Annotated in this window: 13 protein-coding genes; 7 read left to right on the top strand and 6 right to left on the bottom strand. The window is 36.4% G+C overall.

Annotation, left to right across the window (positions count from 1 at the left end; all coding sequences use genetic code 11):
* Nucleotides 1-222 precede the first annotated feature (222 nt).
* From IV57_RS10170 to IV57_RS10155, 4 genes are all read right to left on the bottom strand, one after another.
* On the bottom strand, nucleotides 223-471 hold the full coding sequence (locus tag IV57_RS10170; RefSeq protein ID WP_157051949.1) for a P8 family protein: 249 nt from the start codon (nucleotides 469-471) through the stop codon (nucleotides 223-225).
* A gap of 348 nt (nucleotides 472-819) precedes the next feature.
* Nucleotides 820-2,778, bottom strand: a complete 1,959-nt coding sequence (locus IV57_RS10165; protein ID WP_057881414.1) for a KxYKxGKxW signal peptide domain-containing protein — start codon at nucleotides 2,776-2,778, stop codon at nucleotides 820-822.
* A 106-nt stretch (nucleotides 2,779-2,884) separates the two neighbouring features.
* Entirely contained in the window at nucleotides 2,885-4,342 is a 1,458-nt protein-coding gene (locus IV57_RS10160; protein WP_057881413.1) for an APC family permease, read from the bottom strand.
* Between the two features lie 21 nt (nucleotides 4,343-4,363).
* On the bottom strand, nucleotides 4,364-5,728 hold the full coding sequence (locus IV57_RS10155) for an aspartate aminotransferase family protein (RefSeq protein WP_057881412.1): 1,365 nt from the start codon (nucleotides 5,726-5,728) through the stop codon (nucleotides 4,364-4,366).
* 234 nt (nucleotides 5,729-5,962) lie between these two features.
* On the opposite strand from IV57_RS10155, the gene IV57_RS10150 reads away from it, so the two are divergent.
* The 3 genes from IV57_RS10150 to IV57_RS10140 all read left to right on the top strand — a co-directional run bounded on the left by IV57_RS10150 (nucleotide 5,963) and on the right by IV57_RS10140 (nucleotide 9,522).
* Entirely contained in the window at nucleotides 5,963-6,163 is a 201-nt protein-coding gene (locus IV57_RS10150) for a hypothetical protein (protein WP_057881411.1), read from the top strand.
* A gap of 274 nt (nucleotides 6,164-6,437) precedes the next feature.
* Nucleotides 6,438-8,825, top strand: a complete 2,388-nt coding sequence (locus IV57_RS10145) for a BspA family leucine-rich repeat surface protein (RefSeq protein WP_057881410.1) — start codon at nucleotides 6,438-6,440, stop codon at nucleotides 8,823-8,825.
* 283 nt (nucleotides 8,826-9,108) lie between these two features.
* Nucleotides 9,109-9,522 (top strand): hypothetical protein, encoded by a 414-nt coding sequence (locus tag IV57_RS10140; protein WP_057881409.1) that lies wholly within the window; start codon nucleotides 9,109-9,111, stop codon nucleotides 9,520-9,522.
* Here the strand turns inward: IV57_RS10140 and IV57_RS13190 are convergent.
* Both IV57_RS13190 and IV57_RS10135 read right to left on the bottom strand, forming a co-directional pair.
* Entirely contained in the window at nucleotides 9,519-9,665 is a 147-nt protein-coding gene (locus tag IV57_RS13190; RefSeq protein ID WP_157051948.1) for a hypothetical protein, read from the bottom strand. The genes IV57_RS10140 and IV57_RS13190 overlap by 4 nt on opposite strands.
* A gap of 24 nt (nucleotides 9,666-9,689) precedes the next feature.
* Nucleotides 9,690-9,995: a hypothetical protein gene (locus IV57_RS10135; protein ID WP_057881408.1), complete on the bottom strand. Its 306-nt coding sequence runs from the start codon at nucleotides 9,993-9,995 to the stop codon at nucleotides 9,690-9,692.
* 19 nt (nucleotides 9,996-10,014) lie between these two features.
* On the opposite strand from IV57_RS10135, the gene IV57_RS10130 reads away from it, so the two are divergent.
* The 4 genes from IV57_RS10130 to IV57_RS10115 all read left to right on the top strand — a co-directional run bounded on the left by IV57_RS10130 (nucleotide 10,015) and on the right by IV57_RS10115 (nucleotide 24,756).
* Entirely contained in the window at nucleotides 10,015-15,111 is a 5,097-nt protein-coding gene (locus tag IV57_RS10130) for an SLAP domain-containing protein (RefSeq protein WP_057881407.1), read from the top strand.
* A gap of 204 nt (nucleotides 15,112-15,315) precedes the next feature.
* Nucleotides 15,316-19,785: an SLAP domain-containing protein gene (locus IV57_RS10125; RefSeq protein ID WP_057881406.1), complete on the top strand. Its 4,470-nt coding sequence runs from the start codon at nucleotides 15,316-15,318 to the stop codon at nucleotides 19,783-19,785.
* Between the two features lie 113 nt (nucleotides 19,786-19,898).
* Nucleotides 19,899-22,175, top strand: a complete 2,277-nt coding sequence (locus IV57_RS10120) for a BspA family leucine-rich repeat surface protein (RefSeq protein ID WP_057881405.1) — start codon at nucleotides 19,899-19,901, stop codon at nucleotides 22,173-22,175.
* Nucleotides 22,176-22,380: 205 nt separating this feature from the next.
* On the top strand, nucleotides 22,381-24,756 hold the full coding sequence (locus tag IV57_RS10115; RefSeq protein WP_057881404.1) for a BspA family leucine-rich repeat surface protein: 2,376 nt from the start codon (nucleotides 22,381-22,383) through the stop codon (nucleotides 24,754-24,756).
* The last annotated feature ends 41 nt before the right edge of the window (nucleotides 24,757-24,797 follow it).

The following is a 24,797-nucleotide window of genomic DNA, read 5'->3' as shown; positions in this document are numbered from 1 at the left end:
TTTATTTTGAGCAGAAAGAGCTATGTTATGTTCCACGTTTATACTGCATGTTTGAGTAAAAAGGCAGTTATGTCCCAAACTCATTTTTATATCTAAACTAATAATATTCCATATATTTATATCATACAAAAATCAAATTCATTTGTTTCAAAAATATACACAAAAAATCCTTTAGACTTCACATCTTGAGGTCTAAAGGAAAGGTAATACTAGTTAAAGATTTTATTTCTTAAGGTTTTTTTCAACAAAATCGCGTACTTCAGCATCCTTCATATCAAGGAATGGTTTTTCTGCTTCTTCTGTCTTAACTGTATCGTGATTGTTGTTCTCCATGAAATAGTCCCAAATAGCGTCACGAACAACTGTCTTATCATCGCTCCAGTCGAAAGCCTCACTCATCTTTAGGTTCAAAACTTCTGGTTCTTTAGCAATAGCTGCATCAGCCATTTTACTTTCGTCAACTTCTGCCATAATTTCAACAACCTCCTTAGTTACGAGTTCATTATAGTTCTAATCTGAAAAAGTGACACACTAAATGCCTATTTTTTTTAATAATTTTATTGCTTGGCATCATTTTTGTACTAATAAGTATTGATATCATTATCTTCTATCAATTAATATTACTTTTATACATTTTGTACAACAAATTTGATTGTGATTTGAGTTAATTATTTGACAGCATCATGATATACTAAGTATTCGCATTAATGTTCCCCAACTTCCCATAAATGGGATATTATTATGGGAGGTTGTCGGTTTTCTCCTTACAAGTAAATCTGACAATAATAAAGGGTCATCCGTTTTTGGATGATCCTTTTTTTAGTTATTCTTAATAACAAATTCATCCGTTGATACTCGATAAGCTACCGTAGGATTCTGATAGTCACCAAGATAAACGATTCGATCAGTTTTCCAAGCCGTATCAGATCCTAATTCTCGACTACTGCTGATTTTTTCTTCATCATTTATCAATGGAGTGATTTTTTCAATGTTTAATACCTTTGAAACTTCCTCATAAACATATGCATCTTTAGCTTCAACCCATTCGTTTGTGGAAACTCGATAATAATGTTTACCTGTAATTGTTGCCATTTGATCAGTAACCCAAGATGTTCCTGGTTTTAAAGCACGTTCACTGACTGGATTAAATTTATTATTACTAATTGCAAATAATTGTACTGGACCACGATCTAAGTAAGTAGCAATCGTTTGATTTAAATAATCATAATTAATCTTTTTAACATTATTATGTGATCCATGATTACTATTAGAATGATGATTTCCACCATTACTATTAGAATTATCATCTGTTGATTCATCTTTAGTATATTCAACGGATTCTAACGGTGTAATCGTACGATCAGGATTAACGGTAGCTTGAATGGTTTGTTTGTCAGCTGTATAACCCTTCACAACTGGTACAGCAACATCAATTGTACTGCCGATAGCCCCATGTTGTTTGGTTACCACTTGATCTGCTAAATTGGATGTGACTGTTACATCCGCTAATACTGGTTCAATAATATCTGGATCTATACTATATTCGGTTTTGGGATTATCAACGTTTTCATCTGAAGGTATCACTCCACTGACTTGCTTGATCCATTCATCAGTTGAAACCCGATAATAAGTAGCTGATTCAGTAGTCATCTTTTTATCAGTGCCCCAAGCAGAACCACCATTAAGCCCTCTGTCTGATAGACTCATATCTTTGTCATATAATGAATAAACAAAGCCCGCTGGTCCCGCTAATTCAATGGTTGCTCCAGCAGGAAGCTCCCCTATTGTTGTCGATAATAATTTAATTTTTACCACGGGAGCATAAGGGAAATCCTTTTCAGAATCACCATTCATTGAGGCAGAAACCGTTTCTCCAGCTTTGCCTTTATAGTCATATGTAAAATCACGACCATAATTGATTGATTTGACCGAAATTTGTCCCGAAATTATTCCATCATTATCAGCTGCTGGTAATATCTTATTAGTGACACTGTTGGCATCATTATATGGATAATCTTTTGGTACGACATTGTAAACCATATAGTCATTACTACCATCATTTGTCGAACCACCATCAACTCCGTTAGCTTGTTTGACCCATGTATCTTCATCAACTAGATGGTAGTATAAATCTCCATTGCTATCTTTCATACTTTGATCAACGTTTAAAACCGAGTCGCCGTTTCTGCCATTTGACATTTTATTACCATATTTATCATAGGTATTATATGAAAATCCAGCTGGTCCAGCGAGTTCTATCCGTGTATCATCTGGAAGCTTACCACTACTTTGCTTATTGATATTTACATAAATTTTATCACCAGCACTATTCTGAGCTGGAGCAATCGTTCCCACTTGCCCTTTTACTGAATACGTTTGATTCTGATACTGAATATCAGCTGTTACATTTCCAGAATCATCAATTGTTTCATTAGATCCACCAAAATATTCATTTGTTTGTGTATCGCTTGGTATCGATGTAGAATCACCATCTTGATTTGATGAATCCTCGTTATTTTCCTTTGAAACATCAGCTTCAGGATCAGCTTCTACTTGATTATTTGGCTGTTCAGAAGAACTTGCGGATTCACCTTCATTGTTACTAGCATTAGTTTCTGATTCAACTGTCGTGTCAGCTTTAACTGCGACCATATTATTTTCAATAGCTAGACCACCTGTAAAAAATAATGTTCCGACGACTAACCAAACTTTACCAGATTTACGTAATTTTTTATGTAAAACAACATTAGCTTGTCTTTTTAATTGTTCAAATCTCATGCAAATTTCCCCCTCAATTTATAAAATTAATTCCTATATTAATCATAAATCAAAAAAGCATTTCACATAACCGGTGAAATGCCTTTTAAATTAAATTATTAATATATTATTTATCTTTATTCTTATCAGCTTGAGCTTTTTTACCTAAGGTTGAATGATGCATTCCGTAAGCAAAGTAAACTACTAAACCAATAGCAAACCAGATACCAGCGTATATTTTAGCCTGAATATCTAGGCCCCAGAAAACAACTAGAGCACCTAAGAATCCTAAAGCTGGTAGAACGGGATAGAATGGAACTTTGAATTGCGGAACGGCGATATCTTTTCCTTCACGTCTTCTCAAGGGATAAATTCCTAGGGAAACGAACATGAAGGCAATCAAGGTACCAGCGGAGATCAATTGTGCTAAGAAAGCAAAGGGACAAAAGGCCCCAATCAAAATACCTACAATAGAAAGAACTAGTAAAGCATGATTAGGAAGATTCTTATCATTCAACTCACCTAACCACTTAGGTAACATGCCATCACGTCCGAATGAATAAACTAATCTGGAACCAGCTAACATCATTCCGATCAAGGCGGTAAACATCCCGACAACGGCAACGGCCTGAATAACACTAGCGATAATTGGATGTCCTGCATGTCTTAAAGCCCAGCCAACAGGTTCAGCATTGTTCGCATATGAAGAATACTTGAACATACCAACTAAGACTAAGGCTACAGCGACGAATAAAACAACCGCAATCAATAATGATCCTAAAATACCACGGGGCATAGTCTTCCCGGGATCTTTGGCTTCAGCTGAATTAGCAGCAATTGAATCAAAGCCGATATATGATAAGAAAATCATTGAAACACCTGCATAGATTCCTTGCCAACCACCAAAAGCAGTTCCATCTGGGTTGACCCGATACTTAGGAATAAATGGGAAATAATTTTCAACGTGAATTGCAGTCAAACCTACAATAATGAAGACAACTACGGCTAAAACTTTTAAAATAACTAAAACATTTTCAACTTTAGCAGCACCACTGGCTCCGTGAGAAATCAGCCACGCTACTGCGGCAATGACAACCACAGCGACTAAATCAACGATTCCACCGTTACTGCCAAAGGTATTGGCAATTGCATTCGGGAAATGGATTCCCAACGGTTCTAACAGTCCCCGGAAATTGGCGGACAACCCCGAGCCAACAAAGGCCAAGGCAATGAAATACTCAGCCAGTAACGCCCAACCAGCGACCCAACCGAAAAACTCACCAAACATAACATTGATCCAAGAATACGCCGAACCAGCAAATGGCATGGCAGCGGCCATCTCAGCATAAGCAAAAGCTACTAAACCAGCCACGATAGCGGCTACGATAAATGAAAATACCACTGATGGACCAGTATGTTCAGCAGCCACAACCCCTGGCAAAGTAAAAATTGAAGTAGAAACAATTGTTCCGACACCTAATGCCAAAAAATCCTTAACTGTTAAAACTCTAACTAAATGTGAATCTTTATCCTCATAAATACTCGGATCTTCTTTTAAGGTCAAACGTTTAAAAAAACCACTCATAAAAAATACCCTCCTCTTGATTTACCAACCTATTTTTTCATTACTCGGAATAATTACTTGATTATTTTCTGCAGCTGCAAAAGCGTCGTCCAAAACATTCAACGCACGATCCAACTCATCACGACTGATGACCAAAGGCGGTTGAAACCGCAATATGTTTCCCTTCAGTGTAATAATAACAACGCCGTGTTGAAATGCATAGTAAATAACTTTGTTAGCAAAATCAGAGTTTGGTTCTTTTGATACTCGATCTGTAACTAACTCAATTCCTCCATCGAGTCCATACATTCTCACATCACCAATCTCTCGATAATGTTTTTGCATTTCAAGGAATCTTTCTTCAGCATAGGCTCCTTCAGAAGTTGATCTGTCGAGTAATTCCTCATCTTCCAAAACATCTAAGGTTGCCATTGAAGCAGCACAACAGATCGGATTGCCAGCGGTGGTAAAAGTATGAGCTGGTGAATCGAGGCTTTCCATAATTTCTTTCTTACCAATTGTAGCTGATAAAGGCATTCCCGAAGCTAAAGACTTTCCAACAGACATCAAGTCGGGTTCAATGTTGTTAAATTGTTGGTAACTCCACATTTTGCCAGTGCGTCCCATGCCTTGATTGATTTCATCAACCGCAAACAAAATACCATTTTCATGACAAAATTTGTAAACTAGTTGCATATATTCTTCAGGCGCTTTACGAATACCACCATCACCTTGAATTGGTTCAATCAAAACGCAAGCTACCTCATCAGCTGGTAAAAAGCTTTCGAACGGTTCCTTAAATTCTTTGAATGACCTAATTGCGACATCGTGTTCGGTTTCGTTAGGATATCGTCGATATAAATCAGGATATGGTACGTGAACGATCCCTGGTAATAAAGGTCCCATCTTACGAGTCATATTTAAGCTGACTCCTGATAAAGACATCGAACCATAAGTTGACCCATGGTAGGAATCCATATAGGAAACGATATATTGACGCCCTGTGTAGGCTCTCGAAAACTTGATAATGGCATCATTTGCTTCGGAACCTGAATTTGAGAATGCCACTTGTTTATCTGTACCCGGAACTAATTTGGCTAGACGTTCAGCTAATTCCTGCCCTGGACGATGATGAAAATAAGCCGGTGTGTAATGAATCAGTTTTTCAGCTTGTTCCTGAATAGCTTTAACAACCTTTTCATTGGTATGACCAACGTTGATAGCAGATGCGCTTGCCAACAAATCGATATACTCGTTTCCATCTACGTCGATTAACGTTGAATTGTGTGCGGATTCTATGACGAGATCGTAATAATTAATGCGTGAAGCTTTGGCGTAATACTTATTTTCGTTTTGAATCAAACGCCGATCCACCTCGTGATCATGATCTACCTTTTGCGTTGTCATAATGACACCTCCTATATGATTTTTATTGATTGAAATATTGTTATTTTAATGTTTTTTTAATTTAGTTGCAAGAATTTTATTTATATCAAAGCCTATTTAATCAAGGATATTTAGCTATATCACATAATTTCACACTATGTAAGCGTTAAAATATTATTAAAGAAATTCTAATTTATAAGAAGTTGCTAATAATTAATTGGCGCACTACTATTGTTTTGGAGGTATTTAACAATTATGAATGACGAAAAAAAGTTGTTAGAATACATGTCGAACTTCTACAGTATTCCTGCTAAGAAATTGACAGAAACATATACAATCGACCAATTAAAAGATGCTTATATTGAAATCGAACACAAAACTAAATATCAAAAACATTTGAATGATAAAAAGGATTTCCCTAGCGAATATCTAATGAGAGAATTTAGTCCACTTTAAGGAAATCCTTAAATCAAAAATCACACCATATTATTGTGAATCCCGTAATTGGGAATATTCATAAACAATAATATAGTGTGATTTTTTTAGTATACCGAAGCCTTCCAATAACAAAACATGGAAAAAATTAAAATAGAAGTGTTAGTCTTTTGTGTACTTTTATTAAAAAGAGTATGATTTTTATAGACATTATTGTGTAATATATATCATGTTTTTGATAATTAAACTTACATTTAATAATAAAGAAGTGTTAATAATCAGGGGGAGTTTTATTATGAGATTTCAACAATTGAAACATAATCCAAATAATATAATAAGAAAGAAACTAGTCAAATCTGGGAAGAACTGGATCACTGTCTCCACTTTAGCAATTGCGGGTGGACTATTTTTAGTTGGTTCTCCTTCTACCACGGTTAAAGCTGACACTGTTAATAATTCAGTAACAACTTCGACACCTGATACAACCGATAATCCAGTTGTCAGTGATTCTCAAACGAATCAGAAACCAGATGTGACTCCAGTATCCGGTCAAGTATCTGAGCCTAATACTGAGACACCAAATAATGGGGCTGGTTCTACTCAACAACCTGCAGCTGCTGTTAATTCCACTCAATCATCAGACAATGGGGATGACACAACATCTGAAGCTACTAATACCATTCAAACTCAGATTCCGGCCGCTACACCAACTCAGGATACTAATAAATTTAATATTCCCGATGATGCTTGGGTCAAAAATGATGGCACTGCAGCCGATACCTCAGGTCCTTGGATTGGTGCCCCATGGTATATCACCCAATCGGGAGAAATGCATATTGGCGAAGGAAACCTCACTTCTGACGCTACAAGTTGGGCTGGTAACACTGGTGGTTCCGATAGCGAAAGCTATGCTAAGAAAATTAAAAAAATATCTTTTGACGGTCCTGTAACGACGACTGATCAATTTACCGATATGTTTCAGAATTTAACTTCATTAACAGAAATAGATAATATCGACAATTTAGATGTTAGTGCTACAACTAATTTGGCCAATGCTTTTTCCGGTGACAGTGCATTAACTTCTTTAGACTTATCTTTCTGGGATACTTCAAACGTTACTGATATGTCATATATGTTTTTAGGTGATACCGCTCTTGGAAAGATAATTTTTAATGATAGTCCATCCAGTACAAAAAAGGTTACTGATATGTCATATATGTTTGCCATGTCATCCGATCCAAATGCCACTGAAGGCATTTCAAGTAAACTTAAAAATTTGGATATTACAGATTGGGACACAAGCAATCTTCAAAGTGTTCAAGGAATGTTCGCTAACAATGCTGGCTTAACTGCGTTGAGTGTTCCTAATTGGAAGACTAAACAGCTTGAAGATTCAAGTGGTATGTTCAAGAATGACACTGCATTAAAATCTGTAGATCTTTCCGCTTGGACAATACCTGGTCTGAGTTATGTTTCTTCCATGTTCCAAAATGATACCGCATTGGAGTCAGTGAATCTTTCTGGTTGGGCAACACCTAGTCCTGGTTTAACTAGTATTACCGCTATGTTCCAGGATGATGTTAACTTGACAGATGTTGATATCTCTAATTTTGATGTTTCCAATATAACTGACTTTACTTATTTATTTCTAAATGATAAAAAACTTAAGGGTTTGGATTTATCTAAATGGGATATGAATACTGATGCTGATGTCGGCACAACCAAACCTGGTGAAAACACATATGGTATGTTTGATGGAACTGATATGAACTATATCATTCTTGGACCAAACAACCATTTCACAACGAACATTACATTGCCATCAACCAAATCAGATACTTGGTACAACACTGATAAAACAGCCACTCCCAAATCATTCTCTGCTACTGATGCTGCATCATCTATTGGTAGCATTTACAATAAGGGAGCAGACAGTCCTAAAACTGCTTTCACTTTTATTCCAAATTTTGATATTACAACCGATGTAACCATTCATTCTAATCTTGGTGATAAAGTTGTTAGCAATGTTAAAGCCACTGTTGGAAAAGATAAAACCGTCACCGTTACTGTTCCTAAAGTCGATGGTTATACAGTTTCTCCGACAACTGTAACTGCAACAGTGAATGACACCGGAACCATCACTACGGATGAAACAGTTACTTATACCCCAGATAAAAAACCTTCAGGTGGTAACCACGGTTCAGGCAGTAACAATAATAACAGCAACAATAACAATAACAACAATAATAACCAACCCAATGTAACTACTGAGCATAAAGTTCAAACAGTTTCAACATACAACGATCTCAGTGATACTCCTTTGTACACTCAAAATACTGATAAAGCCATGTCTTTAGTTACTGATCAAGCTTTGGCTAAAAACTCTGGTTGGTACAGTGATCAAAAAGTAACTATTAATGGTGTTGATTATTACCGGGTCGCTACCGACAGATATGTCAAAGCCGATCAATCATATGTTTACCAAGCAACTAATTCCGATATTAAAACACATACCGATTCACCTAAGAGGCTATATACTGCTAAGGGTGTTTTAGTAATGGATCGTGAATTATCCGCCAACAGCGAATGGTTCACTGATCGTATTATTGACATTGATGGTGTTCAATATTATCGAGTTTCAACTAACGAATTTATTAAAGCTGACGATGTTTCGATCTATTAAAATATATCGTTTCTTTTGATTAATTTTTAAATTATTACCTATAATAATAAAAGCCATATCGAGAGCAAGTTTTGCTTATCTCAATATGGCTTTTTTAATATATAGTTTCGCTTATCAATATTTGATTAATATTTAATTCATAAAAAGTTTTGTTTAACAAATATGTCAATACCAATAAACATTTCTTAACATAATTGAAATAGTTAAAAATAAAAAAATATTATAATTGTGTACGTAATGTATAAATTTAAAAATATAGAGGATTAAAAGGGGCATATATATAATGAGATTCGAACAATTAAAGCGCGACCCTAATAACGTTGTAAAGAAAAGATTAGTTAAATCAAAGAAGAACTGGGTCGTTTTATCTAGTTTATCTATTGCCGGGGGGCTCTTCCTACTTGGTGGTCCAAGCTATGTTGCTAAAGCTGACGTCACTACCGAATCAGTTAAAACAGCCGTAGTTGCATCAAGCAAACCAGCTGCCTCCCCCAGTGCTAGCGATAGTACTGCCAAACCTGTAGCTACTGCACCAAAAGCCACTACAACTGGTACAGCAGTTACTGCATCTACTGAAAAATCCACATCAACTAAAACTCCAGCAGTTACTGCAACACCTGTTACAAGTACACCTGCTGCCAGCACTACACCCGTAACTGTTGAAAAAACTGCTGCCCCTACTGAAAAGGCTGCCTAAATTCCTGCACCAACTAGTTCAGATAAGACTGAAACAGCTAGTGCAGCCCTTAGTGATACTGCTGCCAAGACTTCAGCCATAGAAACACCTGTTGTTACTAAAGATTCCAATGATACTGTAAAAGAAAACGTTAAAGCGTCCACTGATACAGAAACTGTTAAACCTGATCAATCTACCGTTGACACACCCGTTACAAATGAAAACAAAGGTAATACTGATACAACAGATACTACTAAAAAAGATGATGTAACTATTGACGATACATCTGACAATACGAATCCATCAGTTGTCACACCTAACTTAGATTCTTTATCAAAAAATATTTTATCTAATCTATCTGTTAAAGCCACTGATGCTTCACTTATTACAGCACTCGATGCAGCTGCTCCAGTTGCTGAAGACGCCGTTGTAAAATCTAATTCTGGTAATGGTTGGCAAGTTGATACTACTGGTACTACTTTAACTCTAGACAATACCTTTGGTACCGGTACTTTGGCTGAAAGCTCTGGTCAAGACGCTGGTCGTTGGGGTGGTAATTCTAGCACCATCACAACTATTACTGTTAACAATGCCCTACCAGCTCCAAAGAATTCATCATACTTATTCTCAGATATGCCTAAATTAACTACTATTAATAATCTTGAAAATCTCAAATTGGATAATACTACAGATATTCAAGGAATGTTTAAAAACGATAGTAGTATCACTAAAATTGATTTCACAAATAATACTTTGCATGCTATTAAGGATATTAGCCATGCTTTCGAAAATGACACAAATCTAGAATCAGTAGTCTTTCCAACTGGTAATGCAGTAAATCTTAGTGGAGTTTCAAACGCTAACTCTGCATTTGCCAATGATATTAATTTAGTTAATCCTGGTGTTAGTGCATGGCAAGTCGCACAATTAACTGATTCTCGTAGTATGTTTAAAAATGACGCTAAAATAGCAAGCCTTGACTTACACGGATGGTTGACATCTAAAAATTTAAATAGTGGAGATTCCTCAATTGGTGAGGGAATGTTTGATGGTACTGATTTACAATCTATCAGAATTCATAATCAAGCGTATTTCAGTAATTCAACTGCACTTACATCAACTTCAGGTAGTAAATGGCAAAATGGAAATGTAACATTCATGGGAATACCTACTGCTACAAGCGGACTAGGCTTTACATTTACGAAAGATGTTCCTGTTGCTTCTGCCGGTTATACTGCATCATCTGATGGTAATCAAAAGTGGGATCAATACGCTAGATTATATACTGCAGTCTCTTCACCTGACGGTACAACTGTCATGAATTTAGTCACTGTCCCAACAAACCACGGTAATATTACTGTTGAGGCACAAGGTATCATTGGTCAAAGTAATTCTGTTGCATTAAAACCTACTATTACAATTAATGGTCAAACTTATACAACAACAACATCATCCGTAATGGCTACTTTTGGACAAACTATGGCCACAGCTGATAAGGATGCTAAGGGTAACGCCCTTAATGAAGCTAATCCCGTCATTTATTTAGGTGCGGCTGTAAGTGGTACTTCTACTAAAACAATTAAAACTAGTCAAGGTGGAGATGTCACATTAACTATTCCAGCTGGTAACGTTGGTGGAACTAGTTCAGTAGATATTCCTCAAGACCAATTACCTGAGGGTTATCACGCTGTAAATCCAACTTTAACTGTTACTTATACTGATGATGCTACTGATCCTTATTCTCTTGATACTCCTGAAATCGAGCTTGTTGGAAATGATGTTACGCCAGTTGCCAATACATTCGAAACTCCGAATAATGTAACACCAACTGCCGGTTCTATTGTTTCTACTGATGGTTCTGATTCTACTATCATTAATGCTAAGGTTGGAGATAAAGTTAATCTTAAACTACCTACTGCCGAGGGTTACAAAGCCTTTGATAATAATGGTAAAGAAATCACAGAAGTTCCTGGTACCCTTAATCCTGATGGTACTTTCAAACCTGACAATACTGATCTTGATTTAACTAAGGTTACTTATGTCGGTAACGCCGTCGACAAGTTGCCTGTAGTTTCTATTACTGATCCTGATAATAAATCAACTGATGGCTCTTTCATTTCTTCTGATGGTTCTCCTGTTTCATCTGTAAAGGTCGGCGATAAAGTTAGTCTTAAAGTTCCTGACGTTACTGGATATGCCCCTACTGACGCTACTGGTAAAAAACTTGTTGATGCTGATGGTAAAACTCTTACTGAAATTCCTGGTTCTATTAACGCAGATGGTAAATTTGTTCCCGATGACAATAGTCTTGATGTATCTAAAATTGATTACGTTGGTAACACCGTTGACAAGATGCCTGTAGTTTCTATTACTGATCCTGATAATAAATCAACTGATGGCTCTTTCATTTCTTCTGATGGTTCTCCTGTTTCATCTGTAAAGGTCGGCGATAAAGTTAGTCTTAAAGTTCCTGACGTTACTGGATATGCCCCTACTGACGCTACTGGTAAAAAACTTGTTGATGCTGATGGTAAAACTCTTACTGAAATTCCTGGTTCTATTAACGCAGATGGTAAATTTGTTCCCGATGACAATAGTCTTGATGTATCTAAAATTGATTACGTTGGTAACACCGTTGACAAGATGCCTGTAGTTTCTATTACTGATCCTGATAATAAATCAACTGATGGCTCTTTCGTTTCTTCTGATGGTTCTCCTGTTTCATCTGTAAATGTTGGAGATAAAGTTAGTCTTAAGGTTCCTGACGTTACTGGATATACTCCTACTGACGCTACTGGTAAAAAACTTGTTGATGCTAATGGTAAGGCTCTTACTGAAATTCCTGGTTCTATTAATGCAGACGGTAAATTTGTTCCCGATGACAATAGTCTTGATGTATCTAAAGTTGATTACGCTGGTAACTCGGTTGACAAGATGCCTGTAGTTTCTATTACTGATCCTGATAATAAATCAACTGATGGTTCTTTCGTTTCTTCTGATGGTTCTCCTGTTTCATCTGTAAATGTTGGAGATAAAGTTAGTCTTAAAGTTCCTGACGTTACTGGATATACCCCTACTGACGCCACTGGTAAAAAGCTTGTTGATGCTACTGGTAAAGCTCTTACTGAAATTCCTGGTTCTATTAACGCAGACGGTAAATTTGTTCCCGATGACAATAGTCTTGATGTATCTAAAGTTGATTACGCTGGTAACTCGGTTGACAAGATGCCTGTAGTTTCTATTACTGATCCTGATAATAAATCAACTGATGGTTCTTTCGTTTCTTCTGATGGTTCTCCTGTTTCATCTGTAAATGTTGGAGATAAAGTTAGTCTTAAAGTTCCTGACGTTACTGGATATACCCCTACTGACGCCACTGGTAAAAAGCTTGTTGATGCTACTGGTAAAGCTCTTACTGAAATTCCTGGTTCTATTAACGCAGACGGTAAATTTGTTCCCGATGACAATAGTCTTGATGTATCTAAAGTTGATTACGTTGGTGATACTATTAATAAGCCTTCAACTGATGCATTATTTAACACTCCTAATGGTCAAACCACCGGATCACTTGTTACAACTGATGGTAATGCCATTCCTGATGGCACTTCCAAAGTTGGTGATAAGGTAATTCTTAAGTTACCTGTTGTTGGTGGTTATAAAGTTGCTGATGAAAAAGGTAACATCCTTAAGGGCACCGACGGTAATCCTCTTACAGAAGTTACTGGTACCCTTGGTATTGATGGTAAATTTATTCCGGATGATAGGTCATTTGATCCTGCAAAATTGACTTATATTGGTGACACTGTTACTACAATGCCAGCTGTTTCATTTAAGGATCCTAAAGACAAACCAGTTACTGGTTCTATCGTTTCTAATGATGGCCAAGATACTCCTCTTACTAGCACCAAAGTTGGTGATCATGTGGTAGTTAAAATTCCTAAAATTGATGGTTACCATGCAACTGGTAAAGATGGCAAACTAATTGATAAAATTTCAGGTACCATTAACCCTGAAGGCAAGTTTGTTCCAGATTCTACTAAGGTGGAAGATATCGCCTATGTTGGCGATTCAGTATCAAATGCCACTGCAACAGTTAAGGCTACACAAAACGGAACTACTGATTTGCCAGACTTCACTGTTTCAGATCTTACAGGTAAGGTTGGAGACACTGTGGAAGTCAAGGTTCCAACAAAAGCCGGATACACAGCAGACCAAACAGTTGTTAAAGGTGTTATCCAACCTGATGGTAAGACAGTCAAAGTTACTGAACCAGTAAATTACACTGGTAGCAAATACACAGATTCAGTTGCTACTATCCAGACTAATAATCACGGCCCACAACAAGTTCACATTAGCGGACAAGTTGGTCAATCTGTAACCGTTAACGTTCCCACTATTGAGGGTTACACTCCTGATAGAAAACAAGTTAGCGGAATTATGGATGAAAATGGTGATGTTAAGCCTACTGAAGTCGTAAACTACACACCAAATAACATAACCACTGGTACAGCAACAATCAGCACCCCAAATGGTGATCAAACAGTTACGGACTTACATGGTACAGTTAATGATAACGGTAAAGTTTCTATCACTGTTCCTAAAGTCACAGGTTATACTCCTGATAAAGAAACTATCACTGGTACGATGAATCCAAATGGTACCGTAACTCCAGACGAAACTGTTACTTACACTGGTAATCCTGTTACTGGCAAAGCTGTAATTATCCCAGCTACTAAAGATAACCAAAACACACCTCAAACAGTTACTGGACTAAGTGGCATTGTTGGTCAAACTTTAACAATTAGCGTTCCTCAAATCTCTGGTTACACAGCCAATGTCACTACTGTCAAAGCTGTAATTAATCCTGATAATACAATTACAACAACTGATAGTGTAATTTACACTAAAAATCCTATTAGTCACCACAGTAGTAGCAGCAGCGAAACACCGGTAGTGACAACACCTGATACAAACCATGAAGCAACTGCTCCTGTACATCAAAATGTAAATGTTGCAACCTTCTCAGATCAACCTGACGTTCAACTTTACGAAATTGATAGTAGCAGTAATGTCACACCAATCGATAACACGACTTTGAAACAAAATTCTGGTTGGTTCAGTGATCAAAAGGTTACTATCGATGGCACTACTTACTATCGTGTTTCTACAAATCAATGGGCTAAAGCTGGTCAAGTTTATACTTACAACAAGACTAACTTACACATCAGAACTTACGACGATTCCGCTAAGGACATTTACAAAGCCGAAAGCGAATTGGTCAAGAGCAGATTGATTGCAGCCGACTCTTCTTGGTTAACTGATCGGACCATTGATCTTGATGACACTGGTTACTATCGTGTTTCTACAAATGAATTTGTTAAAGCTGCCGATGCCTATGTTTATGAACCTATTAATAATGTAGTCAGAACTCACAGCAATACTCCACGCATCAGTCTTTACACTGCTAAGGGTGAACTTCTTAATGACAGATCACTTGCGGCCAATACTGATTGGTTAGCTGATAGCATCACTTATATCAACGGCGTTGAATACTATCGTGTTTCTACAAACGAATTTGTTAAAGCTTCAGATGTTGATGTAAATTATTAGATTTTAAGCAAAATTTTAGCCAGGTCATTTAATATGATCTGGCTTTTTTGTGTCCTTTTATCCAAATGTATTTTTATCAAATCTTTATAAAAATCAGCATACTTTTTATCGAATATTGGTTAGCCATATCAAGTTGGATATACGTTTCGTAAACCTATACTTAATGTGTAAACATCCCTAATCCAAGGATAGAAGGAGGATATTATGAGGTTCCAACAATTAAAGAGTGATCCAAATAATATTGTAAAAAAGCGATTAGTTAAATCAAAGAAAGGTTGGACTATATTGTCGAGTTTGTCCATTGCCGGTGGATTATTTTTTCTCACTGGCTCCAGTACCACTGTCAAAGCTGACTCTGCCACAGCTTCAGTTAAAACTACCATCAGTGAAAACAAGACCACTAAGTCAAGCACTAAAGCAATTACCACAGCCACACCTACCGTCAAACAAGTTCCTACTGTGACTGTGCAACCAACTAAAAAAATAACTACCACTACAACAGATACCGCCACTAAGACCAGCAAAATTGATCCTACAACTCCTACCACGAATACGGTCAAGAAACCAACTATTTCAAAAACACCTATCACAAGTCCTGCTAAAACAGAAGTTTCCACCACATTAACTGGTAACCGTACCACCGCTACCGTGCCCACTGTACCAGCAAAAACTAACCAAATAACTACTACCGATAAAACTGTCATGACAGCTACCCAACCAACTAAATCCGATAAAGTCGATATATCTGGTCCGACTGATCCAGCTCTACCAATTACTACTCCACTGATCAAGACCAATATTGCCGAGGGTAAACAAGGTACTAGCCACTGGTACATTACAAGTGACAAAACACTTCATATTGGAGCTGGAACCTTAGATGACAGTAAGTCAGTTACCACTTCAACTATTGATTACTCCAAACCTGGTTTTCCAGCTTTAATCAACACCACTCCTAACAATATTCCGCCCAAAGTAATTGATGACGCCAATATAGATACTGAAGATCCAACTACTATCAACAAACTTTCACCTAATGCAGTCCACAGTACTTCAACCTGGATAAATCATGCCAAAGATATTACCTCTATGTCAGTTGACGGACTTGTATCTGCTTCAAAGAATATGCAATATGTTTTTGCGGATCTATCTAAGCTAACGACTATCACTAACATTTCCAATCTCGATACTAGTAAAACCGAGAACATGGAAGGTCTATTTATGAACGACAAAGTTTTGAAAACAGTTGTCACTAATGAGGATCCTGTACCTGATCTAGTGGATCTCTCTAGCCTAAATGTTGGTCAAGTCGTCAATATGAAAAATATGTTCATGAATGATCACGCAATTAAGGCAGTCGAATTTAATCAAACTCCTTCAAAAACTATCAATCAGGTTAAAGATTTTAGTTATATGTATAAAAATGATTATGCCCTAACTTTTAATGACAATGCCGATAATGACAATCCTTATTTTAAAAATTGGCAATTAAATAATGCCCAAGATTTACGAGGAATGTTCCAAAATGATACCTCACTTAAAAAGTTAAATTTATTTGGTATGTTACAAGGCGGAGCAAATGCAGCTCTCAGCACTGGTGATTCCTCCAAAAATGAAGGTATGTTTGACGGAACTGATTTACAATCATTAACTCTGGGTACATTGAATACTTCACTACGTTTTAGCTCCACGACTGCTTTGCCCTCATCAACTTCTAACTCTTGGATCAATAGTCGCAATGAATCGTTTCTAGCTATGCCTGATAACAATCAAACAAATGCTGGTGGAATCGGTTCAGTCTTTGTTCAAGGTGGCGGTGTCCCTACACCAGAGCATAATTTCTCTGTTACTTATACCCCAAATTCAAATTACGATCCTATTCATAATGCCACTCATTTAACATTCAAAATACCTGCTAACATCACTATTCCTACTAATGGAACCGTTGATGTGCCTGATAGTCCCATCGGCAGCACTGTCTCCATCTCAGTTCCACAGGTTAAGGGTTATCTCCCGGATCGTACCAATATCAATGCCTTTGTAGTTGGTGATGGTGACATGACCTCGGATGATAAAGTCATTTATACTGGTAATCCGGTTCAACAATGGTCTGTCAAAGTTACCACTCCTAACCAAACAACTCAAATAATGACTGGAACAACTAATAAAGATGGCCAACCACTAAGAATTGGTGACTCCTTTACCATTAATCCGACCGTTGATGGCTATAAGGTAACCCCCGGAACTGATACTATCAGTGCCGATACCGAGGGAAATCCAATTATTACAATTACTGATACGCCCAAATATTCAGCCGTTCAGGCAGATTCTTCCACAGCGACTTTCACTGCTTCCAAAAATCATACTTCTAGCGTTATCATCCCTGCCGGAAACTTTGCTAATACGACAACTAAAATTAATGTTCCTCAAATTCCCGGATATTTGCTTAGCCCTGATTCCCCTACAGAATTACCAGTTATTTATACTGATCAAGGTAAATCAAGCGTTGACACTTCCAAAGTAACTTACGTTCTAATTCATATCGCTCAATCTACTACTACGATTAAAGTCTCCAACGATAATAATGTTAACGTCATTATTCCTGAGGGCGATTATGGTGATCTACATAATCTTGCTATAATTCCTACTATTCCTGGATATACTTCGAACGAATCAAGCCTTCCTGTCACTTATGACAAAAATGGTAAATCACATGTTGCTACTTCAAATGTCATTTATACTCCCATTAATTTTAAAGCCTCAACTAAAACTTTTACCGATGCCAATAATAATCAAGTCACAATCCATATTCCTGATGTTAACTACGGTGATCAAGGCAAATTTGCTCAAATTCAACCTATTCCTGGTTTCCAATTAACAGCTGACAGTTCCACACAATTGCCAATTAAATATGTCGATGGAAAAATTGTAGTTGATTCTACTAAGATCAAATTTGTCCCCATTCAAATTGCCGCTTCAACCACGAAAGTAAAAGATTTTAACAATCATGATGTAATTATCACTATCCCAGCTGGGTTCTTCGGTGATTCTAAAGAAAAAGCTCAGATTCCAGAAATTCCTGGTTATCAACTGGCTCCAAACAGTCCTAAAGAATTGCCGGTTCACTATACAGCTGATGGTGCAGCCATCGTTGATGCATCTAAAGTAAACTACGTTCCCATTCAAATTTCTGCCTCAACTACAACTATTCTAGGTCCTGATAATAAGCCTGTTATCATCAATATTCCTGGTAGTCAGTTTGGCGATAAAACACAAGTGGCAATAATTCCTCAGTTTCCCGGTTATAAAACTAAAACGGATCATTTATCAGTCAATTACTTAACCACTGGCAAATCATGGATCAATACGGATAATTTACATTACATCCCAATCCATCTTTCAGCCACACAAGTTATCGCCAAGGATTTCAACAATCAGGATGTTATCATCCCTATTCCCGATGTCGACTATGGAAAGAAAGACCAATTTGTTAATGTTACGAAAGTTCCAGGCTACAAATCTAATATTACGAAATTGCCAATTCAATACACTACCGACGGCAAAGCTACGATTGATTATCAAAGTATTAAATACACCCCAATTCATATCGATAAAACTTCTACAACCATTAACTATGCGCAGAATAAACACCTGACAATTGATATTCCAGGTGGTAATTTTGGTGATAAAAATAATATAGCTTTAATCAATCCAGTTTACGGTTATACAAATAATGTTTCTCAATTATCGGTTATTTATAAAACTGACGGCATGGCTCAAATTGACACTTCAAAACTTCAATTCACTCCCATTCACACAGTTGCCAAGGCAATCACGATCTCTTCACCTGATGGCAATAAAACTAAAGATGCCACATTAATAATTCCTGGCATTAACTTTGGGGAAAATGAAACTGTCAAAGTTCCTACATTTGCAGGATACACACCTCAAACCCCTAATTTACCAATTCAATTTGATAAAGATGGTAAAGCCTTCGTTGATCTAACTAAAATCAAATACTTCGGTAAACAGATTGCCACTGGAACAACCATTATTAATACACCTAATGGTCCGCAAACGATTAAAGTTCCGTCCGGCAGAGTCGGTGATACTGTCACTATCCAAGTTCCTAACATACCTAATTACACCCATGTTTTGCAGACAATCACTGGAAAATTAGACGGTCAAGGACATTTCGTTTCTGATACTAAAGTTATTTATAATAAAATTTCACGACATGCTGAAAAAATTACTGTTCAAGATAATTCGATTGAAAAACATAATTATTTAATTGCCACCTACGCTGACCAACCAGCCGTCCAAGTGTATTATTTGAACCATGGTCGAACAATGATTACCTTAGATAAAACCTTGAACAGCGGTACTGACTGGTTCAGTGACCAAGAAATCACTATTGCCAACGAAAAATACTATCAAATTAATGCCACCCAATGGATCAAAGCTAACCAGATCTATCGGTACGAAGCAGTCAAACAAAATATCAGTATCAAAGCAATTTCTTCACTCTACACTGCTGAAGGTAAATTGGTTACTGATCATCAGCTATCTGCTGACACTGTTTGGTTTACAGACCAAATTATTTACATTAATGGTATTAAGTATTATCGTGTTTCAACTAATGAATTTGTCAAAGCTAGTGATGTTTCTGAATTCTAAATGATGAAATAAATTTATTCTCATTATAATTTTATTGTTTTTATATACCAAAAAGTTCTATAATTTTGTTTATAAGGAAATTATTTTAATTATAGGATGGAAGGCTATATTTTATGAAGTTTCAACAATTGAAATCCGATTCAAATAGCATATTAAAAAAACAATTAGTTAAGTCTAGTAAAAATTGGATAGTTGTTTCTAGTTTTGCTATTGCTAGTGGCTTACTCTTGATGAACTACACTAACGTTCAAGCTGATGCAGTTGACGATTCATCCTCAATTACACCAGTTTCAGCTCAACAAGTCGATTCAAATAATAATTTAGTTGAACAAACGCAGGAACCTGCTAAAGCAGTTAATGATTCTGAAATAACAGCAAAATCAGTTGAATCTAATGGCTCTAACTTAACAGAAAGTCAAAATACTGGCTCAGTTCAACCTGCTGAGGACAAAACTCCAAAAGAAACTGAAACAGTGGATCCAGAAGTTTTATCTAAAGAAACAAACGACAATTTAGAAAATTCACTTGCTGATGATCCAACCGTCACTGATAAAACAACAAATGTAGATACAAGAACTGCTGATTTTAATATTCCAAATGACGCTCTTTACCAAGGATCAATTACTGATAATCCAGATAGTAGCAAGTGGTATATCTCAACTAATAAAACATTACATATTGGTCCTGGTACGGCTGGGACCTTTAATTATGATGACAGTCCCTTTAAGGAATATTCCGATAATATAGATACTATTTCTATTGATGGTCCAGTTATAGCGACTGATTATCCCGTAACAATTAAAAATCCTGGAATGACAGATCCCGCGTCTTCATTTGGTATTACTGGGCTATTTTCAAATTTAACCAATTTAACCAGTATTGATAATATTGATGAATTAGACGTTTCTCAGACTAGTTCCATTTCTTTCCTTTTTAAAAATGATCCGGTCTTAACTTCTTTAGACCTTTCTAAATGGGATACTAAGAATGTTACTTCTATGGCCGGAATCTTTCAGGGTGATCTTCAATTGAGCACCCTGAATATTAAAAATTGGAACGTTGAAAAAGTAACCGAAATGGACAACTTATTTGCCGATACAAATTTATCTTCTATCGATCTGTCAAACTGGCATGCTAAAGCTATTCAAACTATGAGTGGAATGTTTTCATATAATGAAGATATCAACCTCACTTCGCAACCTAGGTTGACTTACATTGATTTTTCAAATTTCGATACGAGTCATGTTTCCGCTATGGATTACTTATTCTATGGCCAAACCAAATTGACCACTATCAAATTTCCTCAAAATTTTAATACTAGTAAAGTTCAATATATTTATTTCATGTTTTATGGCGACGAATCACTTAAATCGATTGACATCTCCAACTATGACACAAAAGAATCTTTAAACGATGAGAATAACCTCGGTACCACTATTTTTTATGACAATCCTTCACTTGAGGCCGTTACTTTAGGGCCAAAAAATTATTTTAATAAATCATTCTCTTTACCATCTGATATTTCAGATACTTGGATTAATATTGGTAATGGTTCATTTGAAAAGCCTGAAGGTAATATCATTTTCAAAACGATTCTACCCGGAGGTGATCCATATGGTGACGTTTACAAAATATATAATGGTGATCCAAATGCACCAATAGATACCTTTGTCCCCAAACGCAACACTGTAACCGCCGATGTAACTATCCCATCCAACCTCGGTGATCAAATCGTCACCGAGATTACTGGCAAGGTTGGCACTACTGTAGATGTACCAGTACCAAATATTACTGGTTACACAGCTGATAAAACGACGGTTAAGGCCAACGTTTATAATAACAACACCATTGTAGCCGCTGAAAAGGTTACCTATACCAAGATAGACAATCCTAATAGTAATCATAGTAATAACCATAGTAGTAACCATCATAATCATGGTAGTTCAAACAGTAATTCTAATAGCAACAATAATTCAACTGAATATTATGATCAGGATATTGCTACTTATTACGACAAACCTGCTGTCCCACTCTATAACATTAATTCCAATAATACTTCTAACATTTCCAATCGAGAATTAGCAAATGGCACTAGTTGGTTTAGTGATGAAAAAGAGACTTCTGATAATCAAGTTTATTATCGCGTTTCAACAAGTGAATGGGTCAAAGCTAGCCAAGTCTATCCTTATTGGAATCTTGACCAAAATATTTTGACTAATAGTGACTCCAATAAACGACTTTACACGGCCGAAGGAAATCTCGTTTATGATCGTGAACTCGCTAAAGATAGTGCTTGGCATACTGACCGTTTTATTAAGATTGATAACGTTAAATACTATCGAGTTTCGACTAATGAATTTGTCAAAGCTAGTGATGTTTCCGAATACTAATTAAACAAAACAAATAAGTGATGTATTGGGGTTTAATCCAGCCTCAATACATCACTTATTTTTTAGTTAATTATCATAAAAGTCATTAATTGATATATATATATTACATATGTTTATTTCATTTAGGATTTTAGTCTATATTAAAGAGTTATATACTTATACTTGTAAGGAAAAATTTCTAATTATAGGATTGAAGGTAAAATTTATGAGGTTCCAACAGTTAAAACAAGATCCAAACAACGTACTAAAAAATAAATTAGTCAAAGCCGGGAAAAATTGGATAGTTATTTCTAGTCTCTCCATTGCCAGTGGTTTATTCCTAATGAACTCTATCACTGTTAAAGCCGATACTGCTCCTAACTCTACACCTATTACTCAAGACCAAGTACAACAACCTACTGCTACTAGTAATGAGCAACCACAGTCGACTCCATCAACTTCCACCCCTGAAGAAACAACTGCACCAGTTAAAGCTGATGTACCAGATCAAATTGCAGATTCAGATTTAACTAGTAATCAAGAAGGCGGAATTACTAAACTAAACACCAATCAACTCGAAGCTGAACAAGTACCAGAAAATGAGCCAATAAATTTAAAAGGCAACCCAACAATAACTGAACCAACTCCAACAGATGAACAATTGGGGAACCAACCTGATAATAAATCAGATTTTACTGTCCCTAAAGACAATATTGCTAATGGCGGAGGAAGTACATATAGTACAAGTCTTTGGTATATTTCAAATAATGGAACTCTTCATATCGGTCCCGGCACTTTACAAGGAGGAGGAATGTATACCGATAAACCTTGGCGAGATAATGATGATGACATTAAAGAAATTTCATTGGATGGTAAAGTTGAAGCTACAATGAATCCTAGCATTAATGTAACCCCGGGTATATTTCGCTACTTCGGAGACATGAAAAATCTAACTACTGTCAAAGGTTTAAACAATTTAGATTTGTCCAAATGTCCTGATATTTCCTTATTATTTTGTCATGATCCAAAATTAGTAAACATTGATGTTTCACAATTGGATGTCAGTGCCGTCACCAATATGGACTCAATATTTGAATATGATTCTAGTTTAACCAATCTCGATTTATCTAATTGGGATACTAGAAATACAGTAAATATGGGGGGGCTTATCTCTTATAATACTAGTCTGGAAACCATAACTCTTCCAAAGAATACGAGTAATGTTAAATACTTCGAGCTGATGTTCGCCGGAGATTCTAATTTATCCAACATTGATCTTTCTAATTTAGATACTGGAAATGCACTAGATATAACGGGAATGTTTGCTGATCTTCCAAAGTTAAAATCACTAAGCTTTCCTAAAAGCTTCACTACTGATAAGGTCGTAAATATGGGATTTGTTTTTGAAAATGATACCTCGCTCAAGAATATTGATATTTCCAATTTTAATATGATCAAAGCAGCTGGTCCTAATACCGATGGCTATGGTGTTTCTTTATTTGAAGGTACTGATCTCGATTCTATTACTTTAGGGCCTCAAAATGACTTTAATAACAAGGACCTTCCATTAGTAGTTCCATCAAGTAAAGCTGACCAATGGGTCAATATCGGTAATGGCACCAAAGAAAATCCTGAAGCCAACCTTAGTTTCACTACTGGTAATGATTCTGAAAATTCCACTATTGCAGACCTTTACGATGGCTCAGGTAAAAACGGTGTGGAAATATTTATTCCCTTTGGCAAGAAGACTATTCCGACCGTCCCTGCAGCTCATTTTATTGAGAATATTTATTTAAATGGCAACCTATTACCTAATCCCACTAAATATGATGTTGAGATCCCCAAAGATGGCCCCATCACTCCTGGTTCAGTCACTGAACCTAAAATTGACCCCACTTGGAAAATTGATCCTAGTCAAATTAATCTAGTTCTACCAGACTCTTCTGCGGATCCAATTAAATATGACCAATTAAAAGAAGCTCTTGGTGATAAAGATGTTTCGTTGACTAATTTAGTGGCTGCCATTTTGAATGGAAGAATTCAAGATAAGGATGTTTACACCTTAAATATGTATTATACGGGTAAAGAACCTGTTAAAACTCCCGATACTAATCCCAATCCTGCTCACCATTCGACATCCCATAATAATCACAACCATGGCAATAAACCAGTTGATAACATTCAAACTAAACAAATTAACCAAACTATTGCCACATATAGTGATAAGGATAATGTCCCACTTTATTTCAGAACTGATGATAACTTGATGAAATTATTAGATAATCAGGAATTAAGTCACGGTACTGATTGGTTCACCAATGAACAAATGACTATTAATAATGAAAGTTATTTTCAGGTTGCTACCGATGAATGGGTCAAATCAGGACAAGTTTATCCATATACTGCTATTTCTGAAAATATTCAAACCAATAGCGATTCTGCCAAACGACTTTATACGGCGGAGGGAAAACTAGTCATGGAACGTGAGTTAGCTCCTAATTCTGTTTGGTTTACTGATCAGCTTGTCACTATCAATAACGTTAAATACTATCGAGTTTCGACTAATGAATTTGTCAAAGCTAGTGATGTTTCCGAATACTAATTAAACAAAATAAATAAGTGATGTATTGGGGTTTATCTATC

This window comes from Companilactobacillus kimchiensis, assembly GCF_001438805.1.
In the GTDB taxonomy this organism is placed as follows: Bacteria; Bacillota; Bacilli; order Lactobacillales; family Lactobacillaceae; genus Companilactobacillus; species Companilactobacillus kimchiensis.
The sequence above is the reverse complement of the archived record's forward strand: the minus strand, read 5'-3'. Positions and strand labels throughout refer to the sequence as shown.